This is a genomic window from Streptomyces caeruleatus (assembly GCF_001514235.1).
Taxonomy (GTDB): domain Bacteria; phylum Actinomycetota; class Actinomycetes; order Streptomycetales; family Streptomycetaceae; genus Streptomyces; species Streptomyces caeruleatus.
The window spans coordinates 209,875-227,591 of record NZ_KQ948932.1; the positions used below are offsets into that span (position 1 = coordinate 209,875).

General features: G+C 72.3%; 14 protein-coding genes and 1 pseudogene. 5 read left to right on the plus strand and 10 right to left on the minus strand.

The genetic code is table 11. The annotated features are described in order from the left end of the window. The first annotated feature begins 107 nt into the window (after window positions 1-107). Window positions 108-2,105, plus strand: coding sequence for a cell division protein PerM (locus AQJ67_RS26740; protein WP_063807374.1), 1,998 nt, complete (start codon window positions 108-110; stop codon window positions 2,103-2,105). 34 nt (window positions 2,106-2,139) lie between these two features. Here the strand turns inward: AQJ67_RS26740 and AQJ67_RS26745 are convergent, their stop codons facing one another. Next, window positions 2,140-2,928 carry a hypothetical protein gene (locus tag AQJ67_RS26745; RefSeq protein ID WP_062721841.1) on the minus strand — a complete coding sequence of 263 codons (789 nt, stop codon included), beginning with the start codon at window positions 2,926-2,928 and terminating at the stop codon, window positions 2,140-2,142. A gap of 267 nt (window positions 2,929-3,195) precedes the next feature. Here AQJ67_RS26745 and purN point away from each other — a divergent pair, with 267 nt between their 5' ends. Both purN and purH read left to right on the plus strand, forming a co-directional pair. After that, complete coding sequence (gene purN, locus AQJ67_RS26755) at window positions 3,196-3,810, plus strand: phosphoribosylglycinamide formyltransferase (RefSeq protein ID WP_062721843.1); 615 nt, start codon at window positions 3,196-3,198, stop codon at window positions 3,808-3,810. Then, window positions 3,807-5,378 carry a bifunctional phosphoribosylaminoimidazolecarboxamide formyltransferase/IMP cyclohydrolase gene (gene purH, locus AQJ67_RS26760; RefSeq protein ID WP_062721844.1) on the plus strand — a complete coding sequence of 524 codons (1,572 nt, stop codon included), beginning with the start codon at window positions 3,807-3,809 and terminating at the stop codon, window positions 5,376-5,378. The genes purN and purH overlap by 4 nt, the downstream gene beginning before the upstream one ends. Before the next feature lie 129 nt (window positions 5,379-5,507). On the opposite strand, the gene AQJ67_RS26765 is transcribed toward purH, so the two are convergent. Next, window positions 5,508-6,968, minus strand: a complete 1,461-nt coding sequence (locus tag AQJ67_RS26765) for a M23 family metallopeptidase (protein WP_079056189.1) — start codon at window positions 6,966-6,968, stop codon at window positions 5,508-5,510. Between the two features lie 152 nt (window positions 6,969-7,120). Beyond that, window positions 7,121-8,872: a serine/threonine-protein kinase gene (locus AQJ67_RS26770; protein ID WP_062721846.1), complete on the minus strand. Its 1,752-nt coding sequence runs from the start codon at window positions 8,870-8,872 to the stop codon at window positions 7,121-7,123. 186 nt (window positions 8,873-9,058) lie between these two features. Between AQJ67_RS26770 and AQJ67_RS26775 the strand changes: the two genes are divergently transcribed. Both AQJ67_RS26775 and AQJ67_RS26780 read left to right on the plus strand, forming a co-directional pair. Beyond that, complete coding sequence (locus tag AQJ67_RS26775) at window positions 9,059-10,105, plus strand: ArsR/SmtB family transcription factor (protein WP_062721847.1); 1,047 nt, start codon at window positions 9,059-9,061, stop codon at window positions 10,103-10,105. A 103-nt stretch (window positions 10,106-10,208) separates the two neighbouring features. Continuing rightward, window positions 10,209-10,601 carry a peptidase inhibitor family I36 protein gene (locus AQJ67_RS26780; RefSeq protein WP_062721848.1) on the plus strand — a complete coding sequence of 131 codons (393 nt, stop codon included), beginning with the start codon at window positions 10,209-10,211 and terminating at the stop codon, window positions 10,599-10,601. 44 nt (window positions 10,602-10,645) lie between these two features. Here the strand turns inward: AQJ67_RS26780 and AQJ67_RS45625 are convergent. From AQJ67_RS45625 to AQJ67_RS26815, 7 genes and pseudogenes are all read right to left on the minus strand, one after another. Continuing rightward, window positions 10,646-11,147 (minus strand): annotated as a pseudogene (locus AQJ67_RS45625) (protein kinase domain-containing protein); the annotation flags it as partial. Between the two features lie 90 nt (window positions 11,148-11,237). Beyond that, the gene (locus AQJ67_RS26790; protein ID WP_062721850.1) at window positions 11,238-11,846 is read right to left on the minus strand and encodes an ALF repeat-containing protein; all 609 of its coding nucleotides are present in this window, start codon (window positions 11,844-11,846) and stop codon (window positions 11,238-11,240) included. 139 nt (window positions 11,847-11,985) lie between these two features. Continuing rightward, window positions 11,986-13,341, minus strand: coding sequence for a serine/threonine-protein kinase (locus AQJ67_RS26795; RefSeq protein ID WP_062721851.1), 1,356 nt, complete (start codon window positions 13,339-13,341; stop codon window positions 11,986-11,988). After that, entirely contained in the window at window positions 13,338-14,078 is a 741-nt protein-coding gene (locus AQJ67_RS26800) for a hypothetical protein (protein WP_062721852.1), read from the minus strand. Before AQJ67_RS26800 ends, AQJ67_RS26795 begins: the two co-directional genes overlap by 4 nt. Before the next feature lie 216 nt (window positions 14,079-14,294). Next, complete coding sequence (locus tag AQJ67_RS26805) at window positions 14,295-15,914, minus strand: serine/threonine protein kinase (protein ID WP_079056190.1); 1,620 nt, start codon at window positions 15,912-15,914, stop codon at window positions 14,295-14,297. Continuing rightward, complete coding sequence (locus tag AQJ67_RS26810; protein ID WP_062721853.1) at window positions 15,911-16,684, minus strand: FHA domain-containing protein; 774 nt, start codon at window positions 16,682-16,684, stop codon at window positions 15,911-15,913. The genes AQJ67_RS26805 and AQJ67_RS26810 overlap by 4 nt, the downstream gene beginning before the upstream one ends. 163 nt (window positions 16,685-16,847) lie before the next feature. Further along, window positions 16,848-17,483 (minus strand): hypothetical protein, encoded by a 636-nt coding sequence (locus tag AQJ67_RS26815; protein ID WP_062721854.1) that lies wholly within the window; start codon window positions 17,481-17,483, stop codon window positions 16,848-16,850. Window positions 17,484-17,717: the final 234 nt, after the last annotated feature.

Genomic DNA, 17,717 nt, shown 5'->3' on the forward strand with positions numbered 1-17,717 from the left:
AATTGCGTCACCGCACGCCCCTTCGGTGGAAAAGGTACATAAACATATATTGAGCGACACATCGGAGGTTCGCCTGTTACGACGGGAAAGCGCGTGTCGTTGGGAGCATGGCGCTCGTGACCGAGATGACCGCCCGTCGAACGCCCTTGTCGTCCCTGCTCACTCGCATCCGCTACCGAATGCCCGGCCTCGGCGCCAGCCTGCTGAACGGTGCCGTGGCCGCCGGGTTGGGACTCGGCGTGCTCGCCGTACTGGTGATCGCGCTGTGGATCAGCTCGCCCTACCCGGACAGCGGACCGGGCGGCGCGCTCCAGGTCGCCTCCGTGCTGTGGCTCCTGGCGCACGGCGCCGAACTGGTCCGCGCCGACACGCTCTCCGGCGTCCCCGCCCCGGTCGGCGTCACCCCGCTGCTGCTGCTGATGCTGCCGGTGTGGCTGGTGCACCGGGCCGCCCGTGACGCGGCGGCGGACGGCGGCGACGGGGCACCGCTGGTGTCGGGCCGTACGGCGTGGACGGGCGTCGTGCTCGGGTACCTCGGCGTCGGGGCGGCTGCCGCGGTCTACGCCACCGGGGGTGAACTCCGGCCGGCGTGGTTGTGGACCGTGCTGTGCGTGCCCCTGGTCACGATGGCGGCGGCGGGCGTGGGGGTGTGGACGGCCTGCGAGCGCCGGCCCGAGGCGGCGAACGGCGTGCTGGGCGCGATGCCGACCCAGGTACGGCGGCTGGTGCCGGTCGCGGAGGCACCCGCCCGTGTCGGCGCGGCGGCCCGGGCGGCCGGGGCCGGGGCGGCGGCGCTCGTCGGCGGCGGGGCGGTGCTGGTGTGCGGCTCGCTGGTCTGGCACGGCGGGGCGGCGCGGGCGTCGTTCCTGGAGCTGACGGCGGGCTGGTCGGGACGGTTCGCGGTGCTGCTGCTGTGCGCGGCGCTCGTCCCGAACGCGGCGGTCTGGGCGGCGTCGTACGCCCTCGGCCCCGGGTTCGTGCTCGGCGCGGGGCATGTCGTGGGCCCGCTGCACTCCTCGCCCGCGCCCCTGCTGCCGCCGCTTCCGCTGCTGGAGGCGGTGCCGGGAGCCGGGGTGGGCGGGCCGCTGCAGTGGGCGGTCGGGGCGGTGCCGGTGCTGGCCGGTGTGGTGGTGGGGTCGCTCGCGGCGGGGTGGGGCGGCGGGTACGAGGAGCGGCGGACGTCCACGACGACAGGGACCCGGGCCGGGCGGGCGCCCTCCGTGGCCTGGGCGCCGGGGCGGACCGCCGGGGTCGCGCTGCTGGCGGCCGTGTTCTGCGCGGCCGTGGTCGCGGTGCTGGCCGCGCTGTCGGGCGGGCCGCTGGGCCGCGGGGTGCTGGCGCAGTTCGGGCCGGTGTGGTGGCAGGTGGGGGCGGCGACGCTGGGCTGGGTCACGGCGGTGGCGGTTCCCGTGGCGGTGGCCGTGCGCGGGTGGCGGTGCCGGACGGGTTGGGTGCCGCGGACGTCTCGGGCGAGCGAGACGGAGACGCGGGAGGCCCGGATCGGCAAGCCCCGCGTCGAGCCGGAGAACTCGGGGATGCCGGGGGAGGCGGAGGAGCTCGGGAAGGCGGAGAAGGCGGAAAAGCTCGGGAAGGCGGAGAAGGCGGGGAAATCGAAGGACGGCAAGGGCGCGCCGACCGACACGGAATCGCGGCACCGGCACTCCGCCTACGGCGAGGAAGGGCCGTTCACGGCGTTGGCGCAGGACCAGGCAGGCCCGCACGGCAGGGAACAGGACGCCGGGTCCGCGGCGGCGTACGCCGAGGGCGGACCGTACGAGGCCGGTGACCAGGAGGTTCCGTACGGGGCGTACGACCACGACACGACCTTCGAGCCGGACGACTTCCCGCCCGCCGAGCCGTCACCCTGGCACGACGAGGACGCGCGAGCGGCGCGCTGGGCGGCGATGAAGGAGGTCTCGGAGCCGGAGGAGCCGCCGGCGGCCCCGGAGCGGTCGACAGCCCTTGAAGCACCCGAAGTCCCGAAGGTTCAGGACGCCGCCGGGGAGGCCCAGCAGGCCGCCGACGACCCCGAGAGCGCCGAAGGTCCCGAGGCTCCCGAGGCTCCCGAGACACCGAAATCCCCCGGATCACCGGCCGCCCCCTGACCCTGGGCGCCGACCAGCCGTGGAACCCGGCCGGTCAGTCCCCCGTCCCCAGAACCCCCCGCAGTTCCTCCGGCAGATGCTGCTCGCACGACTGCTTGGCCTCGTTGGTCAGCGCGTCGTTCGTGCACGTGTAGTAGTCGCTGTACACCACCTGCGCCGTGAACCCGGCGGCGACCACCGCGATGGCCAGAGACGCCGTGACCAGGCCGCTCACCGCCGCGGTCGTCTGGGGGCGGCCGGAGGGCCGGGGCGCGGCCGGGGTGTCCGGGTCGGGGGTGCGGGGCTTGGTGCGCAGGCTGCTGATGCCCCAGTACAGGGCCAGCGCGCCCAGCAGCAGGGCCACGTACGGCCAGCTGAACAGGGCGAAGAAGAAGGCCCACATGCCGGAGAGCAGGGCGTACCGCGCGCGGCGCTGGGCGGGGTCGGTGGGGTCCCAGCGCATGCCGGTGCCCGGGGTGCCGTTCCCCGGGCCGTCCTGGCCGGTGCCTCGGGGGTGGTCGCCGAAGCCGCCGGGGGAGCGGCCCGGCTGGCGGTCGCTCCACTGGTTGCCCCAGGGCGAGTGGCCGCCGCCCTGGCCGGAGCCCTGCGAGCCGTCCTCGCCGGACGGGCGCCGCGGCCGCCACGGGCGGTCCGGAGTGCCCTCCGGCGGCGGGGCGAAGGGGTTGTCGTCCTGGGTGCCACTGCTCTGTTCGTCGCCGGACGGCTTGTCCGAGGGCGCGTCGGGCGGCGAGGCGGGCCGCTCGCGCAGCAGGACGGCGTCACGCTTCCCTCCCGGCGCGGACTGCGGAGGGAGGGTGAGGAGTCGCAGGCTGCGGTCCGACATCAAGTGAGCGTCTTCCCCTTGGTGAACGACATGATGAACGACTGATCCGAATGGGCTGTCACCTCGTGAACGCACCACATCACCACCGCGTTCCCGGGACGGCCCCCCCAGACGCTACCTTCCGGCCACGCCCCCGTCCCGTGGGGGGCGGCGGGAGTGCCGGTATCGTTGCTGACGGTCGGCCGCTTCGTAGACTTCCCCGTATCCGGGGGCGCGAAGCATTCGTACGACCATACAAAGACGCTCACCCCGAGAAAGGGCTCCACCGTGGCCAAGCGCCTCGTCGTGCTGGTCTCCGGATCCGGCACCAACCTCCAGGCGCTGCTCGACGAGATCGCCGCCGTCGGCGCCGAGGCGTACGGCGCCGAGGTCGTGGCCGTCGGCGCGGACCGCGAGAACATCGAGGGGCTCGCGCGGGCCGAGCGCGCCGGACTGCCCACCTTCGTGCGGAAGGTCAAGGACCACGGCAGCCGCGAGGAGTGGGACGCCGCGCTCGCCGACGCCGTCTCCGCCCACGCGCCCGACCTCGTGGTCTCCGCCGGGTTCATGAAGATCGTGGGGAAGGAGTTCCTCGCGCGCTTCGGCGGCCGGTTCGTCAACACCCACCCGGCCCTGCTCCCCAGTTTTCCCGGCGCCCACGGCGTCCGCGACGCCCTCGCGTACGGCGCCAGGGTCACCGGCTGCACCGTCCACTTCGTCGACGACGGCGTCGACACCGGACCGATCATCGCCCAGGGCGTGGTGGAGATCCGGGACGAGGACGACGAGAGCGCTCTGCACGAGCGCATCAAGGAAGTCGAGCGAAGGCTGCTCGTCGAGGTCGTGGGGCGGCTCGCCCGTAACGGCTATCGCATTGAGGGACGAAAGGTAGTTATCCAGTGACCGCCACCGCCGAGAGCAACAAGCGGGCCATTCGCCGGGCGCTCGTCAGCGTCTACGACAAGACCGGTCTGGAAGAGCTGGCGCGCGGGCTGCACGAGGCCGGGGTCGACCTCGTCTCCACCGGTTCGACCGCCTCCCGGATCGCCGCCGCCGGCGTCCCCGTCACCAAGGTCGAGGAGCTCACCGGCTTCCCGGAGTGCCTGGACGGCCGGGTCAAGACCCTGCACCCGCGCGTGCACGCCGGCATCCTCGCCGACCTGCGCCTGGAGGACCACCAGCGGCAGCTGGCCGAGCTGGGCGTCGAGCCGTTCGACCTGGTCGTCGTCAACCTCTACCCGTTCCGCGAGACCGTCGCCTCCGGCGCCTCGCCCGACGAGTGCGTCGAGCAGATCGACATCGGCGGCCCGTCCATGGTGCGCGCCGCCGCCAAGAACCACCCGTCGGTCGCCGTCGTCACCAGCCCCGAGCGGTACGCGGACGTCCTGGCCGCGGTCGCGGACGGCGGCTTCGACCTCGCCACCCGCAAGCGGCTCGCCGCCGAGGCCTTCCGGCACACCGCCGAGTACGACATCGCGGTGTCGAGCTGGTTCGCGAGCGCGTACGCCCCGGCCGACGACTCCCCCTTCCCCGAGTTCATCGCCGCCGCCCTGGAGCGCAAGAGCACCCTGCGCTACGGCGAGAACCCGCACCAGCCCGCCGCCCTCTACGTCGACGGCACGGGAGTCGGTCTCGCCGAGGCCGAGCAGCTGCACGGCAAGGAGATGTCGTACAACAACTACACGGACACGGACGCCGCCCGCCGTGCCGCGTACGACCACGCCGAGCCGGCCGTCGCGATCATCAAGCACGCCAACCCCTGCGGTATCGCGGTCGGTTCGGACGTCGCCGAGGCGCACCGCAAGGCGCACGCCTGTGACCCGCTGTCGGCGTTCGGCGGCGTGATCGCCGTCAACCGGCCGGTCAGCAAGGAGATGGCCGAGCAGGTCGCCGAGATCTTCACCGAGGTCATCGTCGCGCCCGACTACGAGGACGGCGCCCTCGAAGCCCTCGCCAAGAAGAAGAACATCCGCGTGCTGAAGGCCCCGGCCGCGCCCGCGCACCCCGCCGAGGTCAAGCCCATCGACGGCGGCGCCCTCCTCCAGGTCACCGACCGGCTCCAGGCCGACGGCGACGACCCGGCCAACTGGACCCTGGCGACCGGCGAGGCGCTGTCCGCCGAGGAGCTCTCCGAGCTCGCCTTCGCCTGGCGGGCCTGCCGGGCCGTCAAGTCCAACGCCATCCTCCTTGCCAAGGACGGTGCCTCGGTCGGCGTCGGCATGGGCCAGGTCAACCGGGTCGACTCCGCGAAGCTGGCCGTCGAGCGGGCCGGAGCCGAGCGCGCGCAGGGGTCGTACGCCGCCTCGGACGCCTTCTTCCCGTTCCCGGACGGCCTGGAGATCCTCACCGAGGCCGGCGTCAAGGCCGTGGTCCAGCCCGGCGGCTCGGTCCGTGACGAACTGGTCGTGGAAGCCGCGCAGAAGGCCGGGGTCACGATGTACTTCACGGGGACGCGGCACTTCTTCCACTGAGCACTTCCACTGAGCACTTCCACTGAGCACTTCGCGTTCCACTGGGCATGACGCGCCGCTGACGGCGTGCGTCGGGGCGGCGGCCGGTTGCGGCCGCCGCCCCGACGGGCGTACGGGAGACGCCGGTGGCTATGCGCAGTTGTGCGCCGCCGACGTGGTGGACCCGATCACCAGGTCAGTGCCGCCGGCCACGGTCAGGTGCACCGCGTTGACCGTCAGGCCCTGGTCCGCGCCCTCGACCGGTGTCTGCTCGTTGACGACGAGTTTCGCGCCCAGACCCAGGTTGATCTCGTAATTCGGGGTGTCCGGGATCGTGACCGGCGTACCCCCCACCGTCAGGTCGAGGCCGACGCTGCCCTTGGTGGTGGAGCAGGTGCTGGAGGACTCCGCGGTGAGTCCGGAGATCTCGACGACGGGCAGGCCCGTGAGTCCGATCCTGGCCTCGGCCACGGTCGAGGTGGCCGTGGACGAGTTCGGGCCGGTCTTCGTCACCACCTCGGCGCACAGCGGGCCGGCCGACAGGACGAGTGCCTCGATGCGCTCGGCGCACTGCGGAGCCTTCGTCTCGGCACCGGCCGTGCGTACGGTCCCGGTGTCCGGGGTCGGGTCGATGCCGATGGGCAGCAGCGGCAGCGGGATCTGTGCCGACAGGCCGTAGGCGCGTCCGGTCACGTACCGCAGGTCCAGGGTGGCGGAGGCCTCGGACGGTTCGAAGGCGTCGTCTCCGGCGAAGGCGGCCGTGACCGGCACGGTGGCCTCGTCCGTCAGGGGCTGGTCCACCTCCTCGACCGTGCAGGTCGCGGAGCCCTCGGCGTCCGTGGTGGCCTCACAGGTCTGGGCGCTGTCCTCGGCGCCGAGTTCGAAGCTCACCTTCTGGTCGGCCACCGGGGCACCGGACTCCTCCTCGGTGAGGACGGCCGACAGCTCGGCGCTCTCGCCGTCCGCGAGGGAGGTGTCGCCGGTGTATTCGAGCTTGGTCTTCTCCGGCTCGGGCTCGGGCTCGGGCTCGCCCGGGTCGCCGTCGCAGTTGTTGGTGCTCTTCAGATTGACGGCGTTGCCCGGCGTGAGCCGGTACTCCTTGCCCTGGATGATCGGGTACACCAGCTCGTCCGGGCCGCCGGTCTGGCTGCCCTCGGTGGGGTAGCCGTTGCCGTCGGAGTCGTACATCTGCTGGTAGTGCAGGTGCGGGTCGTTCGTGCCGACGTTGCTTGCCGTGCCGATCCAGTCGCCCTCCTGGACCTCGGTGCCCTCCGCGACCCGGTCGCTCATGTGAAGGTACTGGCTGAACCAGCCGTCGCCATGGTCGATGTGGACACCACCGGGCTCGACGTGCGACACGGTGCCGCCCGCCGATGCGACGACGTCCGCCCCGTCCGTCTCGCCCTCCGTCCACTGCATGTCGATCCGCTTCTGCTCCTGGCTGCCGTCCCCGGGGCCGTGGTTGTCGTAGGTGAACATCACCCACGTCTGGCCGCAGGGAAACGGCAGTTTGAAGTCCGGCGGGTTGTCGGGATCAGCCGATGCGGTCGGTGCGCTCAGGGCCACCGCGGCCAGCGCCGCGCCGAGCATCATGGCCAGGCGTTTTCTCATGGAACTCTCCCCCGTTTCCGGTGACTGTGCCGATCGTCATGGACGTGTCGTGTCCATGCCTGTCAGTCTCCGGAGCGGGTGAGTCCGGGGCCAGGAGATTGCGTGCTGCCGCAAACACCGTGCTCGCGGCAACGCCGGGGCGGTCGGCCCCGTCACGTCGAACGGCGCAACCCCGCCCAGGTGTTGGGCCCGACCTCGCCGTCGACGGCCAGCCCCTTGTCGCTCTGGAACAGCCTGACCGCCGACTCCGTGTCCGCGCCGAACTCGCCGTCCACGCCCGAACCGCCGACGCTGTAGCCGCGCTTGGTGAGCATGCACTGGACCTGGAGGACACGCCGGCCTTTGTCGCCGCGGGCGGTGAGTTCGGTGCCGGAGTAGTGGGTGCAGTCGGAGAGCCAGGGCGGGGTGGCGGGGGTGGTGGCGGTCTTGGTCGGGGTGGGGGTCGGGGCGTTGCCGCCACCACTGCCGTCGCCGCCGGAGGGGGCGGAGGTCTCGTCGGTGGGAGTGGCCCGCGTCCCGCCGCCCGTGCCGCCGGTGGATGCGTCCGGGTCCGCGGACTCCTCGGCCGCCGAGCCGGTGTCCTTCCCGGTCCCCTTGTCGTCGCCCTTCCCCTTCTCCTTCCCCTTCCCCTTCCCCTTGTCCTTGTCGGCGGAGGGCGAGGCCGTGGGGGAGGGGGAGGCCGTCGCCTCGGCGGGGGCGCTGCTCTGGGCGGCCGTCGCCGCGGCCGGGGCCGTGTCGGCGGGGGACGGTCGGGTGAGGAGGAAGGCGCCCGCGGCGAGAGCGCACACGGCGAGGCCGGCCGTGACGGCGAGGTAGGCCCTCCGCCGCTTCCGTCCGCCGCCGTCTCCGAGGGTGGGCGCCTGCGTGGGGCCAGGGGTCGGTAAGGCCGAATGCGCCGTACGCGTACGCAACTGGACGGTCTCGTACGCGCCCTGCTGGTTCTGCACCAGCTGCTGGACGGGGACCTGTTCGAGTACGTCACAGGCCTGCCGTCGGGCCAGCAGCCGGCCGGCCAGCGGCTCGTGCCAGGAAGGGACGCGACCGTGACCGGCGGCAGCCGCGGCCTGCGTCAACTGCCCCGGGGTGGGACGGCCCGCGGGGTCCTTGGAGAGGCAGGCCGACAGCAGCGCGGCCAGGTCGGCGTCGCGTGCCGCGAGTCCGGCCATGACGTCGGCCTTGGGCTCCTCGAACGCGACCCGGTGCATCACGTCGACGCCGGTCCCGTCGCCGAAGGGGGCGTGCCCGGTGGCGGCGTAGATCAGGCTTCCGGCGAGGGAGAAGACGTCGGAGGCGGTGTCGCAGCGGCCCTCGCGCAGATATTCGGGCGCCATGAAGGCGGGCGTACCGACCCGGCTGCCGGTGGAGGTGATCGCGCTGCTGTCGGTGGCCTGTGCGATGCCGAAGTCGATGACATGCGCGCCCTGGGGGGACAGGATCACGTTGGACGGCTTGAGGTCCCGGTGCACGACACCGGCGACGGCCAGCGCCGACAGGGCCTGTCCGAGATCGCCGACCAGCCGCCACACCCCAAGGCATTCGAGCGTGCCGCACTCGCGGACGGCGTCGGCCAGGTTCAGACCGGGCAGGTACTGCGTCGCCATCCACAGCAGCGAGTCGTCGAACCCGGTACCGAGCAGCTGCGGCGCCTGCGCCGAACGCACCCGGGCGTGCAGGGACGCCTCCCGCTCGAAGCGCCGGCGGAAGCGGGGATCCTCGGCGTACTCGGGGCGGATCACCTTGACGGCGGCGAGGCCGGGGGAGTTGTCGACGGGGCGGGCCAGATACACCCGGCCCATGCCGCCGCTGCCGAGGAGGCCGAGGGACAGGTAGGGCCCGATGCGGCCGGGGTCGGCGGGGCGCAGCGGGGTGGCGCCCGCGTCCTCCAGGAGCCGCTGGTCGTTCATGGATCCCCCGAAATGCTGTGGTGTCTCAACGTGCCCTCGCGTCACGTCAGTTGACGCGAGGCTACCGTGCCCGGGCGAGAGGACGCCGGGTGGAACTGATACCTGGAACCTTTGAGGGTCGGCTGCCGGGCATCCCCCCTTACCGTTGCGGCTGACCGCAAAACCCCAGCTCATAAGGGGGAGATGATGCTGCGTATCCACTTCACCGAGGTCGACCTGGCCCGGACGACGCTGGCCGTCGACCCGGATCCGCTCTGGGAGATCGCCGCGAGCCTGCACCGCCTGCAGACCCGTCGCGGCCGCTGGGCCTTCGCCCAGTGGCACCACGAGGCCCGCCACACCCTGCGCGAGCGGGGCCTGGAACGAGCCGTCCGAGCACTCCTCGTGCCGCTGTACCCGACAGGCGGCTACTTCCCGGACTTCCTGACGCCGGAACAGGCGGCGGACGGCCTGGAAGGCGGACTCTCGGCGATCCTCGACGAGCACCCCGGCCGGATCACGGCGGAGATCCGCCGACTCGCCCGTACCGCCGAATCACCTCGATCTCCCCGAGCACCCCGGCCCTCCCGGCTCTCCCCCTGGACCGCGCAACTCCCCTGCGCGCAGGGCCGACAGGAACTCGTGGGGCTGCTGCGCGCCTATCACTCGGCGGCCATCGCGCCGCACGGCGAGCGGATGCGGGCCCGGATCGAGGCCGAGCGCGCGACCTGCTCCCGCGCTCTCATGACGGGCGGCGTGGAGGGAATGCTGGCCGGACTCGGCCCCACGATGCGCTGGGAGAACCCCGTCCTGCACGTCACGTACCCCGTGGCGGACCGGGACCTCCACCTCAACGGCCGCGGACTGCGGCTCGTACCGTCCTACTTCTCGTGGGGTACGCCGGTGAGCCTGGCCGACCCGGGCCTGCGACCGGTCCTGTGCTACCCGGTCCTGAAGGAACCGGCCCGCACGGCACCGTCCACCACGGCCCTCGCCGCCCAGGGCTGCGCGCCCGGCAAATCCCTCACCGCCCTGCTCGGACCCGCGCGGGCCGGTGTCCTGTCGACCGCGGCGGGCGGCGCCACCACGGGTGAGATCGCCCGGGTCATCGGCGTCTCCGCGTCCTCCGCCAGCCGCCACGCCACCGTGCTGCGGGACGCGGGCCTGATCACCACCAGCCGCAACGGCGCGAGCGTGCTGCACACGCTGACCCCGGCGGGCGCCTCGGTGCTGCGGGCCGCCGCACCTCGCTGACCTGGCCTTTTGCAGTCGACCGCAACGGTCTCGCCAGGCGAGGTGACCGGCGGACACAGTGGACCTGGTCAAGCAACAACGGGGCCCTGAAAGGGGAAGCGATATGCGTAAGTTCGGGGGAACGCGAGCCAAGGCGGTCATCGCGGCGGGGGCGATGCTGCTGGGTGGTCTGGGGGTCGCGGCGACGGCGTCACCGGCGCAGGCCGCTCTGTCGGACTGTGACCCTGGCTCCCTGTGCGCCTACGTCGGCACCCACTACGCGGGGACGCCGGGCCAGGTGAAGGGCGACAACAAGGACCTCCTGCAGTACGACAAGTTCAAGAAGGCCAAGTCGGTGTTCAACAGGGGCACCTCCTGTGACGTCCGGCTCTACGTGAAGAAGGACTTCCAGGGCGCCAGCTTCCTGCTCGCTCGCGGCAAGTCCGTTCCCGACCTGAGCACGTTCCAGGGCGGCAAGTTCAAGAACGGCATCGCCTCCAACAAGTGGGTCTGCTGATCCGCAGCCCGACTGCCAGTCCCGGTCGTCCCCCTGCCAGACGCACGGGCGGGCGTGGCGACGTCCGCGGCCTTCGTCACGCGGGGCAGCAGCGCCGCCGCGGTGGTGCGCTCGGCGTGCGTGCGGGCCAGGCGGTCCGTGATGATCTCCCGTCAGCCGTCCGGGAGTTCGGGGGAGAGACGCAGTTCGTCCGTGCCGCGTGCGTAACGCGTCGCCGCGTCGATACGCCCCTCGGTCGTCCCGCCCGGCAGTGGGAACTCGCCCGTCAGGACGACATGGGCGAGGACGCCGAAGGCCCAGATGTCTGCGGTCGGGCGGATGCGGGTGCCGCGTTCGTCGATCTCCGGCCAGAGCAGTTCGGGTGGGGTGTAGTCGGGGGTGGCGAAGGCGGGGGCGTAGGCGTGCGTGCCCTCCAGTTCCGCGGCCGGACCGGGGTGTCGGGTCGTGGGCCAGTACGGCGTCCAGGGAGGTCTCGGCACGCGCCAGGACGATGACGGTGGCGCCGTCCAGCTCCGGGTCGTCGACCGTCAGCGTCTCGTGCATGCGGTCGGCAGGAACTTCAGGGCGGCCCTGCGGGGGAGGGCCGGATCAGCCTCGCCGGCCGGCCGGCCCCTCCCCCGATCCCGGCGACAGGCCCTAGCCGTCCACCTCGTACTGGCCCACCTCGATGAAGTACCGCAACTCCTCCGGCGTCCCGTCGATCGCGTCCTCCGCGGCGGCCCGCAGCGCGTCGCTGATCGTCGGGTCGGCGAGGATACGGGCGACACGGACGCGGTCGTCCTCGGCGACGGCCAGGCGGTAACCGGTCTCCAGGAAGGCGCGCAGGGCTTCTGGGGTGTTGGTGTCGAGGGCCTCGTTGGCCTCCCTGATGACCGCCCTGTCGGTCTTCGGGTCGGCGGAGGCGAGGATCCGGGCTATCGCGACCCGGTCGTCCTCGGCCTGGGCGACCCAGCGGCCCGTCTCCAGGAAGTACCGCTGGTCCTCGATGGTGCCGTCCATGGCCTTCTGCGCGGCGGCGTAGACGGCCCTGCCGGTGTTCGGGTCACCGATGATGCGCATGATCGCGACTCGGACGTCGTCGTCGGACATGTCGTCGACTCCGGAACCGGCGGTGTCGGAGGCCGTCGTCACGGTGACGGCGGACGACGGCACGGACTCCGCGGCGAACGCCGGGCCCGCCAGCAGAAGCGCCGGGGCCAGGGCGGCGGTTGCCGCGAGGGTCAGGGCGGTACGGGTGAGTCTCACGTGTGGCCTTCCTTGGAGTTGAGTACGTCGACTTGAGTACGTCGATTTGAGTACGTCGACTTGAGGACGTCGAACGCACGTGCGCCAGTTGCCGGTACGCGTATCTTCTCTGCGACCGCGCCGGAGATCACCGCAGGTGTCACACCTCGCCGCTCTTCCGCAGCGCGCTCCACGTCCGCGCGTCCACCACGCCGTCCGCGTCCAGCCCCTTCCGCTTCTGGAACGTCACCACCGCGTCGTGCGTCAGCGGACCGAAGATCCCGTCCGCCTCGCCGACCTCGGTGATGCCGTGCAGGTAGCGGAGCAGACACTGCGCCTCGCGGACCTGGCTGCCGCCCTCGCCCTGCTTCACGGCGAAGTCCCAGGTGCTGTTCCAGCCGGCGGTGTAGCCGACGCCGTGCTTCTGGTCCTCGTACACCGCCGGCTTCTCGCAGCTGGGCGGCGCCGCCGAGGCGACCGGCGGGTCGTCGCGCAGGGCGTACGTCACCGCCGTCGCGCCCAGCACCGCCGTGACCGCGAGGGACGCGACCAGCACCGGGCGGCGCCACCGACGGGGCCGTAGCCTCGGCAGGCGGGCGGAGGGCGAGGCGCCCGCGGCCTCCTCCACGCGGCGCAGAAGGGCCTCGGTGTCGGGGACCCGGGCGACGCGCGCCGCGTGTGTGGGGGCCAGACAGTCCCGGACGATCTCCCGCCATGGCTCCGGGAGTTCGGGCGACAGCCGCAGCTCCTCGGTGCCGCGCGCGTACCGTGTCGCCGCGTCCGTGCGGGCCTCCGTGCTGCCGCCCGGCAGCGGGAAGGAGCCGGTGAGGGCGACATGGGCGAGGACGCCGAAGGCCCAGATGTCCGCGGTCGGGCGGATGCGGGTGCCGCGTTCGTCGATCTCCGGCCAGAGCAGCTCGGGCGGGGTGTAGTCGGGGGTGGCGAAGGCGGGAGCGTACGCGTGCGTGCCCTCCAGTTCCGCGGCCATGTTGAAGTCGGCCAGCCGTACCGAACCGCCCTTCAGCAGCAGCACGTTGGCCGGCTTCAGGTCACCGTGCACCCAGCCCGCGTGGTGCAGCTGGTGCAGGCCCTCACAGATCTGGGCCAGCAGCGCCGGGGCCGACTCCGGTGTCGGGTCGTGGTCCAGCACGGCGTCCAGGGAGCCCTCGGCCAGTTCCAGTACGAGCACGCTGGCGCCGTCGAGCTCCGGGTGGTCCGGGTCGTCCACGGTCAGGGTGTCGTACATGCGGATCAGGCGCGGTGCGCGCAGCCGGCCCAGCAACTCCACCTCGCGCTCGGCCAGTTCCCGCAGGTGCCGTAGCTGGCGGGGGGTGCGGGTGCCGGTGGGCAGGAACTTCAGGGCCGCCCGGGCGGGCAGCTCCGCGTCCCGTTCCGCCTTGGCGAGCCGGGCCGCGTACACGGTGGCGAAGGCGCCGGAGGCGAGCGGCTCGCGTACCTCCCACGGGCCGACCCGGTAGCCCTTCGGGACGGATACGGCGTAGGACCGGCCGGTCATCGCAGCGACTCGGCGACGGGGGCCGTCAGCACCGTCAGGTCGTCCTCGCCGACCAGGTCGAAGCGGAGCGCGAGGGAGACCAGGGACTCCTTCTTGCCGTTGACGCGCCGGCCGGGCTCGGCGGTGTCGGGGCCCGGGCGCAGCCGGAGCTTGAGGGCGAGGTAGTCGATGTTCCAGTACACGGCGGACCGGCTGACGGCCGGCCAGACGCCCCGCAACCGCTCCACCAGCTCTTCTACCGCGGGCAGCGGCGCGTGCGGCTCGCCGCGCAGCCGGGGCTCGCACAGGGCGGCCAGCACCGCGAAGTACCTGCTGGTGCGGTCCAGAGCGAACGCGGGGGCCGTGACGGGACCGGGGAGACCTTGGCGGTCGGCGCTGCGGAAGGCGTGGCGCGGGGCCCAGACGTCGAAGGTGAGCAGGTCACCCGCGGCGGGCAGGACCACTCGCGCGAACTCGAACGGCACGGGCGCGTCGAGTCGCCCCGGCGCGATCTTGAGGTGCTCTCCGGCGCCCTCGGGGTTCTCCACCACATAGGTCTGATGCTCGCTCAGGTTGCTCAGCAGCCAGAAGGACCGGTGGGCCGTGATCTCCCCGGCGACCCGGGGCACCCCTTCGTGCGCGATGGTCAGTCCGCCGTCCGGCGCGGCCCTGCCGAACGCGAGCCGCTCACCGGCCGCGATCCGCACCTGGCCGTCCACACTGACGCAGTCCGGTGGCACCACGATGACGCTGTACATGGACCCGTCCCCCTCAAGATCCCCAGTTCAACGTTCAACAGGGGAAAGGGTAAGGGAGACCTGATTGCGGCAGCGAAGCTTTGGGCCGGCATGGCGCGTCGCGGCCTCCGGCCCTCCCCCGAGGGAGCCGGAAGCCGCGAACCGGGCCGTCACCAGGCGGCCACAGGACCACGATGACCTCGCTCGCCCGCGCGCGGTACCTGTGAACTCACAGGGTCACGCCTTCCGCGGCGGGGTGTACTCCTCTATGTAGTGAGCGACCCGGGCGGTGTAGTCGCGGTCCTGCGGCGTGTACTCCTTGAGGAAACGGGCGACACGAGTGGCGTAGGAGCCGGTGTTCGGGGGGACACCGCCCGCCTCGTTCACCTTCTTGTACGACGTCCGGTACGCGGTGGCGAGCAGCACCCGGCGGTCGCCCGCCAGGTTGTCGCGCAGCCGGGGCTCGATGAAACAGAGGTAGCGGCCCACGGCCGGAATCGACTCGGAGGGCGTGATGGGCGGTCGGGGCGTCTCCTTCGCGGGCACACCGTCGTCCCGGATCCACCAGCGCAGCACGGCCGGCGTCCAGCGGGCGATGCCGTACTCGTCCTTGTCGGGATCGGAGAGATCCGGATCGAAGTCGCTCTCGGCCTTCAGCAGCGCGGCGATTAGCGCGGGCGTGACCTCCGGCTGCACACAGTCGTGAGCGGAGTCGACGATCAGCCGGCGATACGCGGCCGGGATGCCCTTGTCCGTACGGAGCTCGCCGGCACCGTAGTTCGCGGGCGTCACCTTCTCGCTCTCCCCGTCCGAGCCGCCCGAGCCGCCGACGCCCGCCCAGTCGCTGACGCCGTAGCCGAGCACCGAGGCGGCGACGACGGCGACCGCCGTGGCCAGGACCCGCGTCCGGCGCAGGCGGCGGCGCGGCAGCAGCCTGCGGGGCAGCCGGGGCGATCGGCCCGTGCCCGCCGCCTCCTCGACCCGCCGCAGCAGATCGTTCGTGGGGATCCGGCCGGCATGCGTCCGGGCCAGACAGTCCCGCACGATCTCCCGCCAGACGTCCGGCAGTTCGGGCGACAGCCGCAGCTCGTCGGTGCCACGGGCGTAGGCGGCGGCCGCGTCGCGGCGGGCCGTCGGGGTGGCGCCGGGCAGCGGGAAAGTGTCGGTGAGAACCAGATGGGCCAGCACGCCGAACGCCCACACGTCCGCCGACGGACGGATCCGGCGGCCCCGTTCACCGATCTCCGACCACAGCAGCTCGGGCGGGGTGTAGTCGGGCGTCGAGAAGGCGGGCGTGTACGCGTGCGTGCCCTCCAACTCCGCCGCCATGTTGAAGTCGGCCAGCCGGGCCGAACCGTCCGCCATCAGCAGCACGTTGGCCGGCTTCAGATCCCCGTGCACCCAGCCCGCGTGATGCAGCTGCGCCAGCCCCTCGCAGATCTGCGCGAGCAGCACGGGCCCGGCGTCCGGGCGGGGCTCCGCCGCGAGCAGCGCCGACAGGGAGCCCTCCGCCCGCTCCAGTACGAGGACGGTGGCGCCGTCGAGGGCGGGGCTCGCCGGGTCGTCGACGGTGAGGGTGTCGTACATCCGGATCAGCCGCGGCTGCTTCAGCCGGCGGTACAACTCGACCTCGCGCTCGACGATCTCGCGCAGGTGGGTGAGCTGGCGCGGGGTTCCGGTGCCGGTGGGCAGGAACTTCAGGGCCGCCGCCTTCGGCAGGCCCGGCGGATCCCCGTCGGACGCGACGCGCCTGCCCTCGTACACACTTCCGAACGCCCCCGTGGCGATCGGCTCCCGCACCTCCCACGCGCCCACCCGGTACCCCCTCGGCACCGGCACGGCGTACGGCTCGGTCACCGGTCCTGCCGACCCGGAGCCGAGGCGGACGAGGGCTCGCGCGGTGACTTGCTCAGCACGACGAGGTCGTCCTCCCGCACCAGGTCGAACCGCAGCGCCAGCGAGACCAGCGACTCCTTCTTGCCGTTGAGCCGCGGACCCGTGTCCGCCGTGTCCGGGCCGGGCTTGAGGCGCAGTTTCACGGCGAGGTAGTCGATGTTCCACTGCACGGACGTACGGGAAGCGGTCGGCCAGTGCGGCCGCAGCCGGTCCACCACCTGGTCCACCGTGGGCAGCGCGGCGTGCGGTTCGCCGCGCAGCCGGGGTTCGCACAGCGCCGCGAGGACCGCGAAGTAGCGCTTGGTGCGGTCCACGGAGAAGGCGGGCGCGGTGGTCGCGCCGTCCAGGCCGCCGTCGGAGCTCAGGTAGTCATGGCGCGGCGCCCACACCTCGATGGCCAGCAGATCGCCGGCCGCGGGCAGCACGATCCGCGAGAACTCGAACGGGATCGGCGCGTCCAGGCGCCCCGGCCCCACCTTGATGTGCTCGCCCGCCCCCTCCGGGTTCTCCACGACGTACGTCTGTTCCCGGCTGAGGTTGCTCAGTATCCAGAAGGCGCCCTGCGCGGTGATCTCACCCGCTCTGCGGGACACCCCGTCGTGCGCGATGGTCAGGTCGTTGTCACCGGCGGAACGGCCGAAGCCGAGCCGCTCGCCGGGCGCCAGCCGCAGCTGGCCGCGATCGGTCTCGTCCTCCGTGGTCGGCGGAGGTACCACGATGATGCTGTACAAGGTGCGTCTCCCCGTGCCTGACGGCTACCCACGCCAGATTAGGGGGACGCGGCGGGGCCGTGTCCCCCTCGTACGAGTGAGACACGGCCCCGGCTGTTAAATGGCGCGAACTCTTCAGTCACGCGTGAACGTGCGTGAACTTTCGGTGAGTTCGGTGAAGCGTTCAGTACCGCGGGCGGTTGAACCAGGCCGAAGCCGCGCTGTTGACCATCGAGGCGAGGATGATGCCCGCGATGGCGAGGGAGATGAGCCCGCCGAAGGTGGCGGAGCCGCTCCCGCCGCTCACGATGTTGCCAATGCCGCCGAGGATCATCAGCGACGCGTAGACGATCGTGGTGACGCGGATGCCGCTGCCACCGTTCTTGAACTTGACGCCCAGGAAGATGGAGAGGGCGCCCAGGCCCACCATGAGCGCCGCGATCAGGAAGCCGAGACCCGCCAGCGCGTCGGTGGAGTCACCCGAGCCGACGCCGTTGGACACGTCCTGGGCGGCGCCGACGAAGACGCCGGTGATGACGCCGAACAGGATCTGGAAGCCGGCGAGGATGAAGAGGAAGACGCGCGCGGTCTTCATCAGACCGGGCATCTCCATCGGCATCCCGTTCCCGCCGGGGTAACCCGGGTATCCCGGGTAGCCGGGCTGGGCCGGCTGACCCTGCGGGTAGCCGTAGCCGGGCTGCTGCTGGGGCGCGCCCTGCGGGTAGCCGTAGCCCGGCTGGGCAGGGGGCTGCTGCGGCGGGTAGCCGGGCTGCTGGCCCTGGGGCGGGCCGTAGGGGTTGTTCGGGTCGCCGAAGCTCATCGGGCGGTCCTTCCTCCGTTTTTAATCCAGTGCGGGGACGACGCGTGGCACGGTTCGGAGGAAGTTCTACGGATGCGGTTCGTCCCCCCGGTACTGCCCCGCGGCACTAGCGTCTCATCGTTCTTTAGACGCCTCTTACTTGTCCAGCCGCATTCCCTATGTGTTGTGCAAGTGCAACATCACTGATCATGGGCGGATACGGGAGGAGATGCGGCGGCGCGGGTCTGGGGAGAC